We start from the raw sequence: 20,887 nt of genomic DNA, 5'->3' as shown, positions 1-20,887 counted from the left end.
CGAAAATTTATATAATATTCTGATTTTCAAACAAGAATCACCTATACTGTAAGAAACATTAAAATAGACAAAAAAATGAAACGGGGAAACCAAATGCTCTCGAATACAGTAAAAGAAGAACTAATTTCCATTGTAACCAAGGAAAACTTCGACGATTCCCAAGTCGAACGCTTAGTTTACTCATATGATGCCACACCGAACTTCCAGTCGATGCCTGATGCGGTCATCAGCCCGAGGAATACGGCAGAAGTTTCTCAAATCCTAAAGGTATGTAATGAGCATAAGGTTCCGATTGTTCCGCGCGGTTCCGGGACCAACCTTTGTGCTGGGACATGCCCAACCGAGGGCGGGATTGTCCTGCTTTTTAAGCATATGAACCAAATCCTTGAAATTGATGAGGAAAATTTAACTGTCACCGTCCAGCCCGGTGTCATTACCCTTGATATGATTAATAAAGTGGAAGAAAAAGGGCTGTTCTATCCGCCCGATCCAAGCTCGATGAAGATTTCGACGATTGGCGGAAATATCAATGAGAACTCCGGTGGGTTGCGCGGACTTAAATACGGGGTGACACGCGATTATGTCATCGCCCTTGAAGTCGTTCTGCCAAATGGCGACATCATCAGGACCGGTGGAAAGCTGGCAAAGGATGTTGCTGGCTATGATTTAACCCGGCTGTTTGTGGGATCTGAAGGCACGCTCGTTGTCATTACCGAGGCCACACTCAAATTGATTCCGATGCCGGAGACGAAACAAACGATGCTAGCCCTTTACCAAGACCTATCCGCTGCCGCAAACTCGGTTTCAAAAATCATTGCTAATAAAATTATTCCTACAACACTGGAGTTCCTTGACCAGCCAACCTTAAAGGTGGTCGAGGAATTTGCTCAAATCGGGCTGCCTACCGATGTCAAGGCCGTTCTTTTAATCGAGCAGGACGGCCCGCCCGAAGTGGTCGAGCGTGATTTAATTAAAATGGCGGAAGTTTGTAAGCAAGAAAATGCGGTTTCGATTCAAGTCGCCGCTTCTGAGGCAGAAGCGGACGCACTTAGAACAGCACGACGGGCCGCCCTTTCTGCGATTGCACGCTTAAAACCGACGACGATACTCGAGGACGCGACGGTTCCTAGATCAGAAATTGCAAATATGGTGCAGGCGATCAATGAGATAACTGAAAAATACCAGCTGACCATTTGTACGTTTGGCCACGCCGGAGATGGAAACCTCCATCCAACCTGTGCAACAGATGCAAGAAATCATGAAGAAATGGAACGGGTCGAAAAAGCCTTTGAGGAAATTTTTGAAAAAGCGATTGATTTGGGCGGAACGATTACCGGGGAACATGGAGTCGGCGCGATGAAAGCCCCCTACCTTGAATGGAAATTGAAAGAAGAAGGAATTGCAGCAATGAAATCTATTAAACTAGCGTTTGACCCAAATAACATCATGAATCCTGGGAAGGTTTTTGCCAAAGACAGCAAGAAACGCGTGGTGATTACAAGATGACAACAGTGAAAGAAAAACAAACGATTCAAGAACAATTTAAAGCGCGGATGAACGAAGATGAACTGATCAACTGTATGCGCTGCGGCTTTTGCCTGCCAACCTGTCCGACCTATATTGAATCAGGATACAAAGAATCTCATTCTCCAAGAGGCCGGATCGCACTAATGAAGGCCGTTGTGGATGGGCTGATTGAGCCGGATGAGGATTTTGAGCGATCGCTTGAACTCTGTCTTGGCTGCCGCGCCTGTGAACCAGTCTGTCCTTCCGGCGTGAATTATGGCCATTTACTCGAAGAGGCTAGAGATATTATCCATCAAAACAAAAAGCACTCTCTGCCAGCGCGGGTTGTCAGAAAAACTGTTTTTCAAGAGCTGTTCCCGCACCAGAACCGCATGCGCGGGGTGGTCGGCTTAATCGGATTTTATCAGCGCTCCGGCATTCAAACGATTGCTCGAAAAATCGGCTTTTTAGGACTGTTACCAGACCAATTAGCCTCGATGGAAAAAATATTGCCAAATGTGCCAACGATGAAAGAGATGAAAAATCGGCCAACCTATTTACCAGCAATAGCTGAGAAGGTACACAGAGTTGCTTTTTTCAGCGGCTGTTTAATGGACACGATGTTCCTGAAGTCAAACGATGCCACCATGAAGCTGCTGCAAAAAGCCGGCTGTGAAGTGGTGATTCCGCGAAATCAAACGTGCTGCGGGGCGCTCCACGGTCATAGTGGAGAAAAAGAAGCAGCAAAAGACTTAGCCAAACGGAATATTAGGGCCTTTGAAGACCTTAACGTTGATTTCATCATTACCAACGCCGGTGGATGCGGCGCCTTCTTAGTCGATTATGATCATTTACTGAAAGATGATCCTGCTTGGAAAGACCGCGCTAGAGACTTTAAGGAAAAGATAAAAGATATTTCCGAAATATTAGCAGCCGTCGATTTTCATAAAAAGGTAACATTAGAACTTCCTGCTCAGGTGATCACCTACCAGGATTCTTGCCACCTAAGAAATGGCATGAAAACAGCCGCCGCACCAAGAAGACTCCTTCAAGCCATCCAAGGGGCAGAATATAAAGAAATGAAGGATGCCGATCGCTGCTGCGGTTCGGCCGGAATCTATAATATTGTCGAATCAGAGATGTCGATGGTAATGCTCGACGCAAAAATGATTGAGGCCAAAGCGACACACGCAACGACGATTGTCACCGCAAATCCAGGATGCTTATTACAGATGCAGCTTGGCATTGAACGAGAAGGCTTATCCTCTACAATGCGGGCGGTCCATATCGTGGACTTATTAGTTGAAGCGATGAAATAAGACTGCTCCATTAAAAAAGTATTTTCAAGTAACTGTACTTCAAATTTATACCTCGATTTGATATAAAATAGAAAAGGCAGAACCGCTTTTGAGAAGCTGTTCTGCCTTTATACTGTTTGGCGATAAAAATAATAGTACCATTCAATTTCTTGCTAATCGATAATCTGAAGGACTAAACTGCATATACTTTTTAAACATGCGGCTAAAATAATTGGCATCATGGAAACCTATTTTGGCAGCAATCTCACTTATTGGTAAATCAGTCATTTCTAAATACGACAAAGACATGTCAATTCTCATTCGATTTAAATAATCAATCAAACTAATCCCTACTTCTTTTTTAAACAAATGACTAAAATGATGCCGGCTTAAGCAGCAATATTGTGCTATTTCAATCAGCGAAATACTCTTCTGATGGTGTTCTTTAATATAACCGATAGCTTGTTGAATTACAGGACTTACTTCATTTAAATTCGTGTTTACTGATTGCTCGGTAAGCCAAACCGCATATTCACAAACCTGATTGACAAATTTATCGTAACGAATAATATGATACAAGTTTTGAATAAAATTAGTATTATTTGAATGGATGGTTATTGCATTTGCACCTGAATCTATCACCCGTTTAGACAATAATAAGACGATGGACACTACTTCTGTTTTGAAAATATCCTCATTAAAATGACTAGCCACAGCTAATTTTTCCAGGAGGCATTTCAAATTTTGAATGGTCCCTTCTACATCCCCAATTTTAACAAGTGACAGCAGCTCTGCCTTTTCTTCATTAAACGGATTGATTATTGGCTCCTCGTTATTTCGTTTCATTTCACAATGAAAGATTAATTGATTACCTTGAAAAAAGCGGCCTGTCATGGATTTCCTTGCTTCTAAAAACGATTGGTAAAGCGCATATGGATCCTGATAATATCTACCAATCCCTATGGATACTGACAGGTCAATAGAATTAGTAGCAAGTTGGATTTCTTTTGCCATATGAACCATTTTTCTATTAAACTCATTTACTGAATCCTGTTCCTCTAATTCTAAAAGAAGAGCTAGAACTCCCTCTTCAATCCAATTCCAAAGAAAAGGAATACGTACGGTTTCCTCAATTTTTTCCACTAGCTGCTGGCCAACTTTTTTTCTCCACTCCAAAGAATTCCCGCTTGCGCTTGCTATATCTGGATAACGATCGATTGAAATAATCATAACTAAATGTGGATGAATAGAAATCCCGAATTTTTGTTGTAACTCTGCAAATGTCCCTTCGTGAACAAGTGTTCCAGAGAGTAGAAGATGCGAAAAAGCAGCTCTGATTGGATCTTGCTTCATAATCATTCCCCTCGTTCATCCTGTCTTTCTAAGTTAAAGAAAAAGAAGAAGCTTCCTGTGGCTTCCTCCTTAAACAATTACTATTCTATTTCTCCAATTAACTCTTCGACTAGTGTCACGATTTCTCCTTCTTGAATATAGTGGAAAATGATTTCAATATCAGGATGGAAAAATCTGTCCTCTTGAACAGTTGGAATTTTCTCTCGAATAAACTGATGAACTTTTCCAGTGACGATTGATGGATTCAATGTTTCATAGAAATCTAAAGCCTGCGTGGCAAGCATCAGCTCAATCGCTAAAATATATTGAAGTTTCTTTGATATTTGATAGGCCTTTTTAGCTGCAAAATAGGCAAAACTCACCACATCTTCTTGATTCGCACAAGTGGACACATTATCAATTGTAGCGGGATGAGAAAGAACTCTGATTTCATTTAATAAGCCTGCAGCCGTATACTGTGGAATCATATAGCCATTATTCAAACCGGGATTGGCCACTAAAAAGTTCGGTAGTTCACTTACATGATAATTCACTAATCGATCAATCCTGCGTTCCGTTATCTTGGCTAAGTTAGCCATCGCGATACACATGGTATCTGCATCCATTCCTACGAATGAGCCATCGAAGTTTCCTCCCATTAGGGCAAGCCCATCTTCCCCTTCAGGCCAGATGATTGGGTTATCACTTGTGGACTGCATTTCATTCATCAGGTTTTCTAGCGTATTTTTTAATACCTTCTTTACTGCACCATGGACTTGTGGAATACAGCGTAAACTTAGAGCATCTTGTAATCGATGATCTTTGTAACTTTCGACAATTTCACTTCCACTCAGAATTGTCACTAAATTTCGGGCTGTTTTCCCCTGTTCCTCGTGTTTTTTTACGGAATGGAGTCGAGGATCAAAAGCTTTTATCGTACCTTTTAATGACTCAAACGACATGGCCCCCGAAATATCTGCTGTCTTCACAGCTTGAATCGCATTGTATAAGGCGAGCGTGGCGATTGCTGTAACCGAAGTCGTACCACTTATTAGTGCTAGTCCTTCTTTACAACCTAAAATAACCGGTTTTAGTCCTGCTTTCTCTAATGCATCACAACCTGAAAGGAGTTCACCGTTATACCAAGCTTTTCCTTCACCCATTAATACTAAAGCAATATGTGCTTCAGGAGCAAGGTAGGCCACTGAACCATCACCGGGTACAACCGGTAATATGTCATGATTTAATAATCCGGCCATAAGTTCTAAAACCTCTAAACTGACTCCTGAAAATCCATGCCCTAAATGGTTTAGGATCATTAGCTGAATCGCTCTAACCACTTCTTTTTCCAGTGGCTCACCTACCGAGACAGCATGTGATCGTACAATATTTCGTTGTAGTATTTCAGCATCGTTCTTCGAAATCACTTCTGTTACATTACTGCCAAATCCGGTTGTCACTCCATAAATCGCACGCTCTTCTTGTAAAAACTTTTCGATTAATCCACGTGATGTTTTTACCCTGTTACAATACGTATCCGTAAAGGAAACTTTTGCAGAATATCTAGCAACAGCGATCACCTCATGAAGCGAAAGCTCATGATCTCCAAGAATAACCTCTTTAATATCTCTTGGCTGTAAGTATTCATTCTTGGTCATTTAAAACACCTCATTATTCAAAAATAAAGCTTATGATAAATTTCTTTTGCTTGAAAGCGAAGAATCAATGATTGGAGAGTTCCCCGTTTCAAGTTCTGGTTTATTAACATCACTTATCGATAGATACTTTGTTTCTGGTGCCCATGCGATCGAGACAATTGTTCCAATCAATAGTATAACACTCATCGCAATCATCGATGGTCCCATCCCCCATGAACTAACACTAACTGGTAACAGAAAGGTTCCAATAGCAGAACCAATTCGGCTGACAGCCGTAGTTACGCCGACACCTGTGCCACGAATTTCTGTAGGGAAAAGTTCTGCAGGATAAACTAATGTAAGGTTTGATGCCGCAGACATAACAAAAGTAAATGTAGCAAAGATAATGATCGCCAACGTTTGCGAATCCTTAGGCAATACACTTAACAAAAATAAAGAAATGGTAAGAATGATAAAGGTAGAAATCGTGAAGTTTCTTCGCGTAAGCTTTTCCGTACACCAAACACCAACGATGGATCCAACTAGCAGGAAAATGTTCAGTTGCATATCAATACTAAACGTTTCTTCAAATCCCATTTTACTTAATATCGTAGGTAGAAAAGTATAGATGGCGAAATACGGAACAACCTGACATAAATAAAATAAAGATCCAAAGGTTGTCCGTTTCCAAAGATGTTTACTGAAAAGATCAACCATACGGAAAGCTGTTTTGGAATTTTCTTTAATTGTTTCATCCATGATGGCATTAGGTCCAATATATTTTCTTACGATGGCACGAGCCTCTTCCACACGTCCCATTTTAATTAACCAGAGTGGCGATTCAGGAGTTCCAATTCGTAAAATTAATAAAAGGAAAGCGGGAATGGCAGCACTCATAAGCATCCATCGCCAAGAATCCGGGCCTGATTTTTGTAAATAAAAACCTACAATATTTGAAACGACATAACCAACTGTCCAAAGTACATTTAAAGAAGAAAGCAATAATCCTCTATACTTTCTAGGGGCAAACTCAGCTAGTAAAGTCGATCCAACAGCGTAGTCTCCTCCTAATGCAATCCCGATCAATAAGCGTAAAATGAATAACGTCCATGGGTCATTGACAAAAAACTGTAAAGCAGAGGCAATCGTAATAATCAGAAAGTTAGCTAAGTAGATTTTTTGTCTGCCAATGCGATCAGATAATCCACCTAGAAATAGGCTCCCAAAAAAGAGACCAATTAAAGCCGAGCTTCCGATTAATCCTTCCCATATAGGTCCTAATTTCATTTCTGGTCCTAATAATGAAAGCGCCATTCCAATAATCCCTAAAGCAAAACCATCTGAAAAATTAGAACCGAAAGTAAGTGCAGTAATACGAAGATGAAATTTATTAAGCGGGGCATCATCCATTAAATATTTTTGATTGGTCATATAAAACTCCCTTTCAATATTTTTTGATTTTTCAGATAAATTTTTCCAAAAAAATAACTTCTCTTCCTTTCACCATTTTTAAGCGTTTACACTTTAACTAACTAAATTATAATGTTTTGAAATAAAGAAGGCTCTAGATAATCATTCGAACTTTTAGCACAATGTTGCTATTGTAAATTGATTACGTGTTCATAAAAAAGGAGGGAAACCGCATTTAAGGTTCCCCCCTTATTAATTATTAAATTCATTTGAAAATCGATGAAGTGAAAACATGGAGATATCATCATTTGTTTTACCTTCCGTAACTAGATCACAAATGATTTTTCCTACAATGCTGGCAAATTTAAAGCCATGTCCTGAAAAACCAGCTGCGATAATGACATTTGAAAATATAGGGTGACGGTCAATAATAAAATGCTCATCCGGTGTAAGTGTATAAAGACAGGTTTTACCTTTAATCAGAGGACCATTGGCTTTTGGCAGATACTTCTTAATAAAGTTTCGAGCCTCGTACTCATCAGTTGAATTCACACCGTATTCCCGATTGAAACAATCCGGATCTACCTTTTCGCCTCCATCATGTCTTCCGATTTTTACCCCACTTCCATTGATATTTGGAAAGCCATAATAGTGTTCATTTAATAAATCGATCGTGAAAGCCGGAAAATGACTGGCATCATAAAGAAGATTATCACATTCAAACCATGAGACAGTCTTACGTGTCGGCTGAAGAGGAATGTCTAATCCTGTTCCCTCGAGGATTTTTCCTGTCCAAGCTCCTGAACAGACCACCACATAATCAGCAACATATTGTTCGCTAGTTGTTTGTACAATGGCACCTTCACCAAACTTATCTATTTTCTCCACTTTTGTAAATGGCACCAATGTCATCCCATTCGCTAAGCCAAGTCGGCGATAGGCTCGAATGCATTCTTCACTAAATAACACTCCTGAATTTTTTTCTAAACATCCTACGGATCCTTCTGGTATCTTGAAGCCTGGCCACCGAACATTTATCTCATCACATGATAGTATTTCAAGAGGTAAAGAAAATTCTTTTGCACTTTTGACAACTTCCTCGATAAATAAAGAGCCCTCTGCACCGACACACAATACTCCTGTAGGAGAAAACAAATCCATTCCTGATTCTTGTTCTAATTCTCGCCATAATGCTTGAGCTCGGAGTGCAAGCGGAACATATTTCCTTCCTTCTCCATAGGCATGGCGAATGATTCTAGTATCCCCATGATGGCTGCCCAAGCTATGGGGGGGATCATTAGAATCAATTAATAAGGTTCTTTTTCCAAGCTTTGATAAATAATACCCTGCAGCCATGCCCATAGACCCTGCGCCTACAATAATCACATCATAGTGGTCCATCAAACTATCACGTATCCTTCCATACACTTTTTTAAGTATAAAATAATAATATCAGAAATCTCTTTCTTAATAGAAGAAACTCGGTCTTATTAATCTCCAGAAGAGCTTACTATCTACCTATTAGTTGTTGGAACACTCCTGCAAATTTTAGTCTTAAAGTCCTTCAACTCTTTAAGGGACTACAAAATGAGTGAATTCAACAGGCCATGTTGTCGAAAATCTACAAGCCTCGTCTATTTTTGTCTCCTTTTATCTTCTTTTATCTTCTTTTATCGAATCTAATCCATATCAGTTAATAAATGCTATAATTCATTCAACTCTACTAGAATCTACGTTTACTGAAATTTTATAAGGAGTAATCGGCAATGAGACTAGAACAATGTGAAGCTGCTATTAAAGAGAAAAAAAAGGAAATGATTAAATTAGGAATGACAAAAGGACTTCAAAATGAAGAAACCATCTATTGCAGCCAAGAACTAGACAAACTGCTTAACGAATATAATAGGTTATTATTAGACGATAAACATTCTAAACCCCTAAATCCTTATTTTGACCTTTTCACAATATTTACAACACACGTACATAGGATTTTATCTATTCCTTACGGATCTTTTTTTATTTAATTGCAATAGTCGTATACCTCAACTTAAGTCCTTTGAGAACCGTTTCTAAATGTGTTTGAATTCGTTAATAATTTAGAGAGAATGCACCCATGGCATTCTCTCTCTTTTTTGTCTTTTTTTAATCAAGGGCTTTTAAGTGCCCTCCCAATAAAAAAAGACAAAGAGCAGCTTGCTCTCGTCTTTAGCTATATATAAAACCTAAAAGTTCCTAGATCAAAATCAATCTTCTTTCTTCCCTTCAGAACAATCCGTACACATTCCATACCATGTTTTAACGCCTTCTGGGTTATCAACTATGTCAATCACTTCTCCACATACCTGACATATGATGGTACCTTGTTTTACTATTAATTGCTCAACCATAATTGTTTGCCCCCTTAACTTTTGTTTGATAAAAACATTTTTGGTAACCATTTAAATAATCCTGATTTAATGGCTATTTCCTAGTGCAACAGCGTTTCTAGTAATCTATATTTATCCTGCTTATCAGCCCGTTCGGCATGGACATGTTCAAGTTCTCTATGGATGATTTTATTTTCTTTCATTCCTACTGTATGACCGGAGTGTCCATTCACCAACAGTTCTACGGCCGTAACTCCCATTTTGGTTGCTAATACCCGATCAAATGCTGATGGGTTTCCGCCTCTTTGTATGAAACCCAATACAGTAGTTCTTACACTAATGTTTAACTTCTCTTCAATGTAGCGTTGTAATTCCTGGGGCATCTCCACCACTTGTTAAGACCCCTAGTTTTTTCATTATTAATACACCTCTTACACAATAAGAATTTTAATAGGTTAGAAGGAAATTCCAGCAGCCAGATTAACGTAACCGCCGGAATTTTATTTAAGGTAGAATCATGGAATGATGAAATTTTTGTTTTAACTAGATTTTTTTAGACTTAGGTCATTCTTATTTAGAGCCCTTCCTGACTGTTTCACCAAGAAAACAACAATACAGGAGCTAATAATCATGCTGACACCTAAGAAAATCATCGCTGTATTAAAGGACCCTGTTGTATCCTTTATATATCCCACAATGTATGGTCCAAAGAATCCACCAAGATTTCCTACACTGTTGATGAGTGCAATTGCCCCTGCTGCAGCGGCCTCCGTTAAGAAAGATGGCGGAATGGACCAGAATGGAGAGTAGGCACCAAATGCTCCACATAAGGCGATTGTTAGGAAAACAAAGGATAAAACAATACTGGTATTTGCAACTAAGCTGCTAATAACCATTGCAACGGCACTTGTTGTTAAACATGCCGCAACATGCCAACGTCTCTCGTTCTTCTTGTCGGAATGGTTACCAACTAGAATCATCGTCACCATGGCACAAACATACATAAGCCCTAAAACCCAACCCATAGATTGGGTACTTAGTGATGTTGTCTCCGTTAATCCTTGAGAAATGGTTGGTAAAAACATGACAATTCCGTAATAACCAATCATCCAGCAAAAATACCCTACCGATAAGATAAGAACATCACGATCCTTTAAAGCCTGCGAGAAAGTGTAGTGTTTTACTTGCTGTTTTTCCAGTTTCTCTTTTGTTGTAACGTCAATTAACCATTGTTTCTCGTCTTTGTTCAACCATTTTACACCTTCAATTTTATCATCAAGATAGTAAAAACATACAACACCTAAGATGACCGCTGGAATCGCTTCCAAGACAAACAGCCATTGCCATCCAGCTAAACCTAACCAGTCGACACCTAGTAAGAAAGTAGAGAGTGGAGCACCTAAGGCATTCGCACCTGGTATCGCCAGCATGAATCCTGCAATCGCTTTAGCATGATGCTTTGTTTGATAAAAACCACTTAAGTAAAAGACCATACATGGATAAAAACTAGCTTCAGCAACCCCTAATAGAAATCGTGCTGTATAAAATTGCATGGGAGTTTGTACGAAAGCCATTAAAACGGCAATTATAGCCCATGTAACCATGATTCTACTAATCCATTTTCTTGCTCCAACTTTCGTCATCATCGCGCTTCCCGGTACTTCTAAAAGGAAATAACCAAGGAAAAAGATCCCTGCTCCAAATCCAAAAACCGCATTTGAAAAACCTAAGTCTTCGTTCATTTGCAGTGCAGCGAATCCAATATTTACCCTATCAAGTATTGATATTGTAAAACATAGAAATAGAAATGGGATTAATCTTAACGTAACCTTTTTAGTAGTTGAACGCTCTAATTGTAGTAGATCCAAAATAATTCCCCCTTATGTGTTCATGCCTTCCTTTTTACAAGCTTTCATTTAGAGTTTGATGGTCTATCAAATTCCTTTTGACAATGAAGCTACGAATCTCCCTGAAAAGGTTTAAAAATTTTGATAATTAAAAATATAGCAACCCCTTACATAAAACGCTTTCAAAAAATACTTTTTATTCCACTCGGTTTAGCGAAACAAAAGATGGAGTATGTCCAATCGATTCCTCAAATGTTTTCCCATAATAATTATCTTACTATACGATAAAGTAAAGACCTGATGTATGTAAAGCAATATAGTGTGGGATATATTAGAATTTCAGCAATACTTTTACCACATTTTCCAATTTTTCATCAACAATTTTCATGGCATTCTTGATATCTTCAATGGGTACAACCTTTGAAATGAGCAAAGACGTATCAAACATATTGGCTGCTATTGCCTCTGCTGCAATCTCGAAATCATTTCTCACATACATATTGGAACCAATTAATTGGATTTCCTTATTTTGAATGTAGGAAATATCAATTTCTGGTTTCTTTCCAAAAAGAGCAACTTCAGAAATCTTTCCGCCCCTTCTAACCATTTTGAAAGAATCATTTAGCACGGATTGGATTCCAACCGCAATGAATACTGTATCTACACCATCACCATTGGTCTCGTCCAAAATTCTTTGAACTGCATCCTCATGAATCGTATGGATTGGAGACGTGGCTCCTAATTTTTTGGCAATATCTAAATTAAAATCAACAGCATCTGTTATAAAGATCTTGGTTGCACCTGAGTTTTTTGCTGCTAGCAATAGTCCCAAACCAATTGGACCTGCTCCAAGGATCGCCACTTTATCGCCCAGACCTACTCTAGCCTTTCTGACAGCATGGACACCAACAGCAAGCGGCTCAATCAGGGCTCCCTGTTCAAAGGATACATTATCAGGCAACTTTACGATTGTGTTTTCAGGAACTACAATAAATTCGCCAAAGGAACCGATCCATTCCTGTGTACCTAAAACCTTCTTTTCTTTACAAATATGATAATTTCCGGCTTGACAGTGTCTGCAAACTCCACAGCCATAATGGGGCTCAACAGTGACGCGATTGCCCACCGAGACACTTTTTACTTCTGAACCTATTTCGATTACCATACCAGCAAGCTCATGTCCTGAGATGACTGGTGGAATTCGAAAAGGATGGGTTCCGTGGTAAGCATGAATTTCCGAACCGCATATTCCAGTTACCTTGACTTGAATCTTGACTTCATTCGCTTGCTTGATATCTGGGATGCCAACCTCTTGTAATTCTACTGAGAATGGTTTATCAATGACTGCTGCTCTCATCATCTTCCCCCTTTCTTAACCGATGAAATTCTTTACACTCACCCTGCCTGTCTGTCTCTTGTCATCTTGTTCACTTGTCTACTAATGTACCTTATATTAGTAATATACTTTTACTTGAATTGTTTGTCAATAAGATTATTGAAATGAATCCAATTCCAAAGAAAAATAAAAATCCCCCACCATTTTTTTAGGTAGGGGATTTAAAGTGTAAGTTTCTATTTACATACTGTTTAATGCCATCAAACTATTATCGGCACGGAATTTTCTTGTTTAATCTTTCCAATATCGATCATATAAGTTTTGCATATGTTTAGTCATAATTTCTACTGCTTCTTTTTCGTTATGATTCTCAATCGCTTTAATAATTAATTGATGCTCTTTAAAATTAACGTCTCGATAGTCTGGGCGAGTTACGGTTCGATCTCGAATAAATTTCCACATTTCTTGTTGTTTCATAGCATTACTAATAGCCGCCATGATGTTAATAAATAAATCATTATGTGAGGCCTTTGCAATACCATTATGTAATTTCTCATCTGTTTCTGGTACATATACGCCAGCCTTGGTTTCGTCCTCCATCTGTTTGATGGTCGAACGAAGCTCCTCTATGTCATCATCAGTAGCCCTTTGCGCTGCATATCTTACAATCAAAGGCTCGATATTCATCCTTGCTTCAACAATGTCCTCTGGAGTGATTGATTCAAAAAAGATGGCGGATTGAGAATTTTCAGCTGCAGTATGATTACTTTTAACAAAAGCACCTTCGCCTTGACGGGAATAAATAACACCATTCAATTCCAATGCACTAAGGGCCTGTCTAATAGGGGCACGGCTTACACCAAACTGTTCGCATAGCTCTCTTTCAGCTGGCAGTTTATCACCTATTTTAAATGAACCCGATTGGATTTCTGAAAGAATTTGATTATAAATTTGCATATATAATTTTTTGCTAGATACTGGATTAAAATTAATAATAACCACTTCTCTCTATATATTGTTCATTATATTTTAGGTAATTAGATATAAATAATTATATATATATCTATTTGAAAGGGCAACAAGCTTAATTCTTATGATGGAAACAGCACGGGCTGACGGAAAAGCTTTTAACAAAAGCCGAACAGACTCATTTTTTTCCATTGAAATTTCCTTATTTCCATATAACGCTAATACAGGCATACCAGTTTGGAATGCCTGTAAAGGATAACTATGTAGACTAATCCATGTGCGAACCACCGTTTATATCTACTTCTTCACCAGTAATATAGGATGCTTCTTCTGAAACTAAGAATGCGATGGTTGCTGCAATTTCCTTCGTTTCACCAGGTCTTCCCATAGGGATTCCTGCTACAACTTCCTTTGCCTGATCTTCAGGAAGCGATTTCCATATGTCCGTATTAACAAGTCCTGGTGCTACACAGTTTACTGTAATACCATCCAGTGCAACCTCGTGGGCAAGGTTCTTGGAGAATCCTAATACGGCTGCCTTTGAAGCGGAATAGTGCGGCCCTCCAAATACTCCTCCCCCTCGTTTCGCTGAAACGGAAGAAAGACTAATGATTCTACCATACTTTTGTTTTTTCATCGTTTCTAGTACGGATTGAGTGCATAAGAATAATCCAAACATGTTAACATTAAATACTCTTGATATGTCCTCAAGTGTCATATCTTGAACGGTTACTTTTTGTGAAATCCCTGCGTTATTGACAAGGATATCGATTCGGCCAAATGTTTGAAGAACCTTCTCCACCATGGCATCATTCGATTCTTTGCTGGTCACATTCAATTCTACCCCTAACGCTTTTCCGCCAGCTTCTGTAATCGCATGAACTGTATCCTGAATTCCGTCCATATTTATATCAGCAACAACAACGGATGCTCCCTGTTTTGCAAGGGTTAAAGCGATCGTACGTCCTATCCCCTTTTTAGAACCACTGCCAGTAACGATTGCTACTCTATTATTTAATTCAAACATTGTTTCTCCCTCTTCGTGATTTATTATTCCTTACTAAAGTATTTCCTTTGCTGTTCTTACAATATCTTCTATCGTAATTCCATTAAGCTCTAACAATTTTTCATATGGGGCCGATTGTCCGAACTGATCTTGTACCCCGATTCTTCTCACAATACCCTTTCCTTCTTCTGCCACTACTTCACATACGGCACTTCCAAGACCATTTAAAATATTATGATCTTCTACCGTAATGATCTTGCCGATATTTAGACATTCAACGACTGCTTCTCGATCAAGAGGTTTAATCGTATGCATATCTAATAGCTTGACAGAAATCCCTTCTTTTTCTAATTGCTTTACTGCTTCTAATCCGAGACACACGGTATCCCCATTCGCAATAATCGCGATATCTTTCCCGTCCTTGATCTTTTTTGCTTTCCCAATGGTAAATTCTTCATTTTCATCATATAGAATTGGAACCGTATCTCTCGTAAAACGAAGGTAGACTGGTCCATACATTTTGGCTGCTTGTTCGACTAATTTTCTAGTAGAATAATAGTCAGCACCCATAATGACTGTCATATTAGGAATCGTTCTTAGCACTCCCATGCCTCTATACTTTGATGACTTGCACCATCATTAGCTGGCGTAAGTCCCCCATGAGAACAAGCAATTTTTACATTTAAGTTGGGGTAACAAATTTCTTGTCGAATCTGCTCAGCCATTCTTAATGAACCAAATACTGCATAAGTGCTTACAAAAGGAATTTTGCCAGTTGTCGCTAATCCTGCAGCTAATCCAGCACCATTTTGCTCAGCAATCCCAACATTAACATGTTGATTAGGTAATTGCTTTGCGAATTCTGTCGTCTTACATGACTTGCCAATATCAAAATCAACAACATAAATATTTTTATTCTTTTTTCCTAATTTTACAATTCCATCACCGAAGGCTTCTCTGGTAGCTTTTTTCTGGAAAACATCTTTTTCGATAACACTCATTATTTTAACCCCCCAGCAATTTCTTCTATTGCATGAAGATACTCAGCATCATTTGGAGCAACACCATGCCAACCACAAACATCTTCCATAAAGGATACGCCCTTACCTTTTATCGTGTCGCATACGATGCATTTCGGCTTTCCATTTTTCGCTTCTCTTATATCATCTAATGTATGAACGATCTCTTCCATTGAATGTCCATCAATTCTTCTTGTTTCAAAACCAAAGGCTTGAAACTTTTTTTCTAAATCTTGATTGGGCATAATTTCATCCGTTGTACCATCAATTTGCAATCCATTATCATCAACAAATACAACTAAATTATCTAATTGATACTTAACCGCACTTTGTGCCGCTTCCCATATTTGTCCTTCTTGACACTCTCCATCTCCTACAATAGCGAAAACTCTATAATCCTTAGAATCTCTTTTTCCCCCTAGTGCCATTCCAACTGCACAAGAAAGTCCCTGTCCTAGAGACCCAGTAGAAATATCAATGCCAGGGCACTTTTTCATATCGGGATGACCTTGAAATGGAGAGCCATACTGTCTTAACGTGTAAATGGTTTCATACGGAACATACCCTCGTAAAGCTAATGCTGAATATTGAATAGGACAAACATGCCCTTTTGATAAAACAAACCGGTCACGGTCTTCCCATTGGGGATTAGTCGGATCAATGTTCATTTCCCTAAAATAAAGTGCCGCTACTACATCAGCTGCTGATAGGGAACCACCTGGATGCCCAGATTTTGCTTCATGAATCATCGTAATAGCCGTTTTTCTAAGCTCAATCGCTTTTTGCTTTAATTCTTCAACACTACAATCTTTCATACCAGCCACCTCATTAAATTTTGACTTACTTTTTTTAGACATTAACTAAAAGCATCACAGTATATCTATATTGTCTACTTGTCTACTAAGGTACCTTATGGTTTTAGTATGCCTCTATTTAACCAATTGTCAATACACATTTTTATAATAATCACATGTCCTCGAAACGTTTTATCGGCAAAAAAAAGAAGAAGTTATCATATAGATAAGTCTTCTTCTTCAAATTGGTTGATGGGAAAATAAATAACCTAAATTCCACTTAAAGCAAACACCCTCATCTACTTGGACAAGGGTGTTTGTTAAGTTTTACGATATTATTTGCTTTGAATAGTAGAAATGTATTTTTTAACTACTTCATAAACATATTCTTGATTGACTGCTGCTGTATCCGGGTTGTAGTTACCACCATTTGTTTTATTATTTGATAGTACTCGAATACCCAAGAATGGTACATCATAAGCTTTGGCCATTTGTGCTGCTGCGGCACCTTCCATTTCTTCTACAGATGTACCGTAATTCGTATGGAACCATTTAATTCGATCAACTTCATTATTCCAAACGTCTGCTGAACCGATCGTACCCTCGACAACTTCACCCTTAGTGTAGGTATCTTTTACTGCATTAGCAGCTGCAAGTAAATCCTTATCGCCCTCGTAGTAACGGATTTTTTCAGCATTAGGATCTGACCCGCTTCCTTCAGAAGCCATTAAGTCCATCGAGATCCATTGAGTGAGATCCATTCCCTCGTTTTCATTCTTACTTTCTGTTTTTAAGGAACCGATATTTGTCGTTCTTTTTCCTAAAACAATATCAAATACATGTAATTTCGGATCATGTCCGCCAAATGTACCCTGGTTGGTGATAGCGATCGGGTTATATTTTTCAATCGCCACTGCTGTAGCGGCTGCTGTATTTTCCATTCCCTTACCTGTTTTAGCAACGATTACAGGATAATTGTCCAGCTTTCCTTTGTAGAGGGTGCCGGGAGGCAATACTTAGGGAACCAGGTAGAAACACTCAGACCATATTACCGAGTATATACGAGTAATGATATTTAAGATGATTACTATGATAATATAGCAAATATAAAATTTTACTCTTTCTGAAATTACTTAATATTGGTTGTTTGTTACTTTTTAAATAACCAGCCTTTTTTGTAAAACCAAAAAATCATTACAATTACAATGATCGCCATAACTCCTAGAGTGATAAAATAGCCGTATTGCCAATGTAACTCTGGCATATGATCAAAATTCATTCCGTACACGCCTACAATAAATGTAAGTGGCATAAAAATGGTTGTTATAACGGTAAGTGTCATCATAATGGAGTTCATGCGATTGGATTGAATGGACATGTAATTCTCCCTCATATCAGAAGTAACGTCTTGATTAGACGCAACTATATCCGTTAACTTCATCAAGTGATCATATATATCGGAAAAATAATGGTGAATTTGCTTTGTTTCCTGAATCCGCTTAGAGTTTATCATCCGATATAACAAATCTCTCATCGGAATGATCGTTTTTCGCAAACGAATCAGTTCTCTGCGAATCTCATAAACCTCTTCGATGATTTTTTTGCTGCTGGCTTCCTTCTCTTCATATTCATTTAGTTTATCCTCAATTTGATGCAAAATTGGAAAATAGCAATCCACTAATTCATCAATAATGCTATGGAGAACAAATAACGGTCCAACCTTTTCCATTTCCTTACTTGCAAATAATTTTTGCTTAACCATATCTATTGCCTCATCCTTCTCCTTATGAAAGGACACGACATAGTTTTCTCCTACAAAAACATCTATCTCCTCGCACCTTATTGTTTTACTTAATGAATGTAAAACAAAGAAAAGGACACCATCATAATAATTCATATTGGGGCGCTGGATAAAATGCAGACAATCCTCAATCGCCAAGGGATGAAAGTGGAAAAATTCACTTAACAACTTTGTTTCCACATTAGTTGGTTCCTCAAAATCCACCCAATAAAATTTGAACCGATCTGACCTTAGATCCTCCAACTTTACATCAATTATCAACTGATTATCTTGTGTAATAGCATAGGTAAAAATCATTCATAAACCTCACTTTATTGATTTTAGCCTTTCCAATTTTACCACTAGAAACTTATCACTCTTCGATAAATTTCGGGTGGTGACCAAAGGCACTGGTATATCCAGAGGGAAACTTTCGAACCATTAGCTTCCCTGTATTTCCTTAATACTCTTTCCAGATAAAAATGCATGACCAGTCGTTAGTTTGGCTATCGTTTGGAATCCATATTTCAAGTAAACCTTTTCGACTCTCTCATTGATCGGAAAAACCCAGAAATTCTCCACTCCTTGATTCTTTACTTCCTCTTGCAACAACCTTATCATGAAACATTTCTCATTTGTTCAAAATTGAGCCGATTTTTCACCTCTAAACTCAATTAAGATAGATATAAGGAACATTTCTACTATTATATTGTGTTTGGAGGAGACATCGTGAATCGACTATGGGTTGCTTCGGCGTTAACGCTGTTAGTTTTACCCGGCTGTTCATCCGATAAATCTAGTACAGCCATGGATGGAGAATCGATCTATAACGAAAGTTGTGCAGCTTGTCATGGCGAAAAATTACAAGGGGCTGTCGGCCCGACTGTGGCAAATATGAAAAGTAAGTATTCAGAAGCTGACGTCCTGAAAATCATCAACGAAGGTACGAAGAAAATGCCAGGCAATCTATTAGATAAAGAAAAATCAGAGATTGTCACGAAATGGCTAATGGAGCAATAAATACTATATCGATGCGTAGATTAGGAGGAATCCTAATCTTTTTTCGTTACTTGGATAAATATTACTAAAATAGTATAATTTATATATCATCGCAAAAAAAAGAACAGAAGAAATATAGAACGCAGGTGAGAGTGACTTTGTTGATCAAAAAGGACGGACCCTTGAAGAATACGTAACTGAAGATATCGTCCTCGCAACGTTGCGGATCACAAAAGAGAAATTGGTGGGGTTGTGTAAAAACCGAATGCCTTTTGAAAGAGTTGGAGAAAAGGACTTTTTTCATATTCAGGATATCCTTGACCATTATCGGAAGGGGCCTGTGGTCATACTGAAAGGAACATCTTCGGCTAGAAGTTCAAAGAAAAAGTATTTAATGCCGTTGTGTCTAAATATTCCTAAAGAGGTTCCCTTTATTATCGTTGATGGTTCTTACAATTTTAATAATCACAATGCGGGGACAGGTTTGGTTCTGATTGAAAATCGTGATACAGCAACTGGTATCTCCAATGTCAGAAATATCAAAACAGCTAAATCTATTGTTTGTGAATTCCTAGCACTACTGGATGCATTAAGACTGATTAAAAAGCAAAAGATTAACAAAGTCATTATCGTGACAGACCAGGAAGCATGGTCTAAAGGAATCGCTATTGATGTAAATGCTTATGAAGGTTCGGTTAAACCCTATATAAAAGAGTTTAATCAATTATGGAATGAGTTAAAGGGGAAAACTGAGGTTAAGTTTGTTGGAGAACTGAGCAATGGGAAAAAGAATGTCCTTTATAAAAAAGCTCATACCTTAAGCCGAGCATATAAAAAAGCTGCGATTGATCATTTGAATCTATAGTAAAATTAGGGTGTTGAACTAAAAAGGGCAATGTGAGAGAAAAACTTTGAGGAAAGTATCCATTCTACTTGTATTATTTGGAATTATTTAACATTAAAATTGAAATAAAGTAACTTAAACCTCCCGTTGGGGGGTTTTTGGGTTGTATTTAAGACTCTATGTAAGTCTGAAATAGATCTTTTTATCAAGAAATTTTGATTTGTGTTTTTTTAGGTGGGTTTTGTGCCATTTTCAGTTGGTTTTGTGCCATTTTAAACACCTTTTGTGCCATTTTCGGTTGGTTTTGTGCCATTAGACAATATATGTAAATTATCGATCTGAAATTGAACTTAATTTTTCAGAAAATTGATATAACACAGCAAAAAGCTTCTAGTCCAAACTAGAAGCTTTTCTACTTTACCGCTTTAACTGAGCGGAGACAGACCCCCACATATCAATTAGATGTAATCACAGTTTCCTTCTTGTCTATTGATGTAATAATTACCTTATACGAATCATTCTTTATAATTGCCTTGGTTTCTTTACTCGTTGGAATACTTGAATGGTGTTATTATTCTTTGGTTTTCGTTAAAGATTAGCCGTATACCCTTTCTAGAGAAACAGCTACATTCCCATTCCGGGAAAACCGCCCATTCCCATTCCGGGTTGACCACCCATTCCCATTCCTGGTGAACCGCCCATCCCCATGCCTGGTGAACCGCTCATTCCCATTCCTGGAAAACC

At 38.3% G+C, this 20,887-nt stretch carries 17 protein-coding genes, 3 pseudogenes and 1 riboswitch; of the genes and pseudogenes, 5 read left to right on the top strand and 15 right to left on the bottom strand.

All coding sequences use genetic code 11. The features are described 5' to 3' along the window. Positions 1-93: 93 nt before the first annotated feature. Positions 94-1,506 carry a glycolate oxidase subunit GlcD gene (gene glcD / locus J7E67_RS00390; RefSeq protein ID WP_214730579.1) on the top strand — a complete coding sequence of 471 codons (1,413 nt, stop codon included), beginning with the start codon at positions 94-96 and terminating at the stop codon, positions 1,504-1,506. Beyond that, on the top strand, positions 1,503-2,825 hold the full coding sequence (locus J7E67_RS00385; protein WP_214730577.1) for a (Fe-S)-binding protein: 1,323 nt from the start codon (positions 1,503-1,505) through the stop codon (positions 2,823-2,825). The genes glcD and J7E67_RS00385 overlap by 4 nt, the downstream gene beginning before the upstream one ends. Before the next feature lie 141 nt (positions 2,826-2,966). On the opposite strand, the gene J7E67_RS00380 is transcribed toward J7E67_RS00385, so the two are convergent. The 4 genes from J7E67_RS00380 to solA all read right to left on the bottom strand — a co-directional run bounded on the left by J7E67_RS00380 (position 2,967) and on the right by solA (position 8,584). Further along, entirely contained in the window at positions 2,967-4,157 is a 1,191-nt protein-coding gene (locus J7E67_RS00380) for an AraC family transcriptional regulator (protein ID WP_214730575.1), read from the bottom strand. An 80-nt stretch (positions 4,158-4,237) separates the two neighbouring features. Continuing rightward, positions 4,238-5,794, bottom strand: coding sequence for a histidine ammonia-lyase (hutH, locus tag J7E67_RS00375; RefSeq protein ID WP_214730573.1), 1,557 nt, complete (start codon positions 5,792-5,794; stop codon positions 4,238-4,240). Between the two features lie 30 nt (positions 5,795-5,824). Further along, entirely contained in the window at positions 5,825-7,204 is a 1,380-nt protein-coding gene (locus tag J7E67_RS00370) for an MFS transporter (RefSeq protein WP_214730571.1), read from the bottom strand. Positions 7,205-7,435: 231 nt separating this feature from the next. Then, on the bottom strand, positions 7,436-8,584 hold the full coding sequence (solA, locus tag J7E67_RS00365) for an N-methyl-L-tryptophan oxidase (RefSeq protein ID WP_214730570.1): 1,149 nt from the start codon (positions 8,582-8,584) through the stop codon (positions 7,436-7,438). Positions 8,585-8,949: 365 nt separating this feature from the next. Between solA and J7E67_RS00360 the strand changes: the two genes are divergently transcribed. Continuing rightward, entirely contained in the window at positions 8,950-9,207 is a 258-nt protein-coding gene (locus J7E67_RS00360) for an aspartyl-phosphate phosphatase Spo0E family protein (protein WP_214717785.1), read from the top strand. Positions 9,208-9,426: 219 nt separating this feature from the next. On the opposite strand, the gene J7E67_RS00355 is transcribed toward J7E67_RS00360, so the two are convergent. The 11 genes and pseudogenes from J7E67_RS00355 to J7E67_RS00305 all read right to left on the bottom strand — a co-directional run. Continuing rightward, positions 9,427-9,570 (bottom strand): GapA-binding peptide SR1P, encoded by a 144-nt coding sequence (locus J7E67_RS00355; protein ID WP_214717777.1) that lies wholly within the window; start codon positions 9,568-9,570, stop codon positions 9,427-9,429. A gap of 80 nt (positions 9,571-9,650) precedes the next feature. Further along, the gene (locus tag J7E67_RS00350) at positions 9,651-9,932 is read right to left on the bottom strand and encodes a 6-phosphofructokinase (protein ID WP_214730706.1); all 282 of its coding nucleotides are present in this window, start codon (positions 9,930-9,932) and stop codon (positions 9,651-9,653) included. 156 nt (positions 9,933-10,088) lie between these two features. Further along, positions 10,089-11,417: an MFS transporter gene (locus J7E67_RS00345; RefSeq protein WP_214730568.1), complete on the bottom strand. Its 1,329-nt coding sequence runs from the start codon at positions 11,415-11,417 to the stop codon at positions 10,089-10,091. Between the two features lie 310 nt (positions 11,418-11,727). After that, positions 11,728-12,756 (bottom strand): zinc-dependent alcohol dehydrogenase, encoded by a 1,029-nt coding sequence (locus J7E67_RS00340; protein WP_251026473.1) that lies wholly within the window; start codon positions 12,754-12,756, stop codon positions 11,728-11,730. Between the two features lie 267 nt (positions 12,757-13,023). Then, positions 13,024-13,734: a FadR/GntR family transcriptional regulator gene (locus J7E67_RS00335; protein WP_308161317.1), complete on the bottom strand. Its 711-nt coding sequence runs from the start codon at positions 13,732-13,734 to the stop codon at positions 13,024-13,026. 235 nt (positions 13,735-13,969) lie between these two features. Then, positions 13,970-14,728, bottom strand: coding sequence for an SDR family NAD(P)-dependent oxidoreductase (locus tag J7E67_RS00330; RefSeq protein ID WP_214730566.1), 759 nt, complete (start codon positions 14,726-14,728; stop codon positions 13,970-13,972). 33 nt (positions 14,729-14,761) lie between these two features. Continuing rightward, positions 14,762-15,708: pseudogene (locus J7E67_RS00325) on the bottom strand (transketolase family protein). Continuing rightward, entirely contained in the window at positions 15,708-16,583 is an 876-nt protein-coding gene (locus J7E67_RS00320; RefSeq protein ID WP_214730564.1) for a transketolase, read from the bottom strand. Before J7E67_RS00320 ends, J7E67_RS00325 begins: the two are co-directional and overlap by 1 nt. A 272-nt stretch (positions 16,584-16,855) precedes the next feature. Beyond that, positions 16,856-17,515 (bottom strand): annotated as a pseudogene (locus J7E67_RS00315) (5'-methylthioadenosine/S-adenosylhomocysteine nucleosidase); the annotation flags it as partial. Beyond that, a riboswitch (purine riboswitch) is annotated at positions 17,494-17,605 on the bottom strand. Its footprint overlaps the pseudogene before it by 22 nt. Positions 17,606-17,670: 65 nt before the next feature. Continuing rightward, a complete protein-coding gene (gene corA, locus J7E67_RS00310; RefSeq protein ID WP_214717765.1) occupies positions 17,671-18,618 on the bottom strand; it encodes a magnesium/cobalt transporter CorA in 948 nt (315 codons plus the stop codon). A gap of 123 nt (positions 18,619-18,741) precedes the next feature. Further along, positions 18,742-18,909: pseudogene (locus J7E67_RS00305) on the bottom strand (GNAT family N-acetyltransferase); the annotation flags it as partial. A 120-nt stretch (positions 18,910-19,029) separates the two neighbouring features. On the opposite strand from J7E67_RS00305, the gene J7E67_RS00300 reads away from it, so the two are divergent. Continuing rightward, positions 19,030-19,320 carry a c-type cytochrome gene (locus tag J7E67_RS00300; RefSeq protein WP_214730562.1) on the top strand — a complete coding sequence of 97 codons (291 nt, stop codon included), beginning with the start codon at positions 19,030-19,032 and terminating at the stop codon, positions 19,318-19,320. A gap of 244 nt (positions 19,321-19,564) precedes the next feature. After that, positions 19,565-20,164 carry a reverse transcriptase-like protein gene (locus tag J7E67_RS00295; RefSeq protein WP_214730560.1) on the top strand — a complete coding sequence of 200 codons (600 nt, stop codon included), beginning with the start codon at positions 19,565-19,567 and terminating at the stop codon, positions 20,162-20,164. The last annotated feature ends 723 nt before the right edge of the window (positions 20,165-20,887 follow it).

This window comes from Bacillus sp. ISL-46 (assembly GCF_018613205.1).
Note: the sequence above shows the minus strand (reverse complement) of the source record. Positions and strands in the feature narration are given on the sequence as shown.

Coding starts and splice junctions, on each gene's coding strand:
- J7E67_RS00370 (WP_214730571.1), bottom strand. CDS start 7,204: ATGACCAATCAAAAATATTTAATGGATGATGCCCCGCTTAATAAATTT.
- J7E67_RS00330 (WP_214730566.1), bottom strand. CDS start 14,728: ATGTTTGAATTAAATAATAGAGTAGCAATCGTTACTGGCAGTGGTTCT.
- J7E67_RS00380 (WP_214730575.1), bottom strand. CDS start 4,157: ATGAAGCAAGATCCAATCAGAGCTGCTTTTTCGCATCTTCTACTCTCT.
- glcD (WP_214730579.1), top strand. CDS start 94: ATGCTCTCGAATACAGTAAAAGAAGAACTAATTTCCATTGTAACCAAG.
- J7E67_RS00360 (WP_214717785.1), top strand. CDS start 8,950: ATGAGACTAGAACAATGTGAAGCTGCTATTAAAGAGAAAAAAAAGGAA.
- J7E67_RS00355 (WP_214717777.1), bottom strand. CDS start 9,570: ATGGTTGAGCAATTAATAGTAAAACAAGGTACCATCATATGTCAGGTA.
- J7E67_RS00340 (WP_251026473.1), bottom strand. CDS start 12,756: ATGATGAGAGCAGCAGTCATTGATAAACCATTCTCAGTAGAATTACAA.
- J7E67_RS00350 (WP_214730706.1), bottom strand. CDS start 9,932: ATGCCCCAGGAATTACAACGCTACATTGAAGAGAAGTTAAACATTAGT.
- corA (WP_214717765.1), bottom strand. CDS start 18,618: ATGATTTTTACCTATGCTATTACACAAGATAATCAGTTGATAATTGAT.
- solA (WP_214730570.1), bottom strand. CDS start 8,584: ATGGACCACTATGATGTGATTATTGTAGGCGCAGGGTCTATGGGCATG.
- J7E67_RS00385 (WP_214730577.1), top strand. CDS start 1,503: ATGACAACAGTGAAAGAAAAACAAACGATTCAAGAACAATTTAAAGCG.
- J7E67_RS00320 (WP_214730564.1), bottom strand. CDS start 16,583: ATGTCTAAAAAAAGTAAGTCAAAATTTAATGAGGTGGCTGGTATGAAA.
- J7E67_RS00295 (WP_214730560.1), top strand. CDS start 19,565: ATGCCTTTTGAAAGAGTTGGAGAAAAGGACTTTTTTCATATTCAGGAT.
- hutH (WP_214730573.1), bottom strand. CDS start 5,794: ATGACCAAGAATGAATACTTACAGCCAAGAGATATTAAAGAGGTTATT.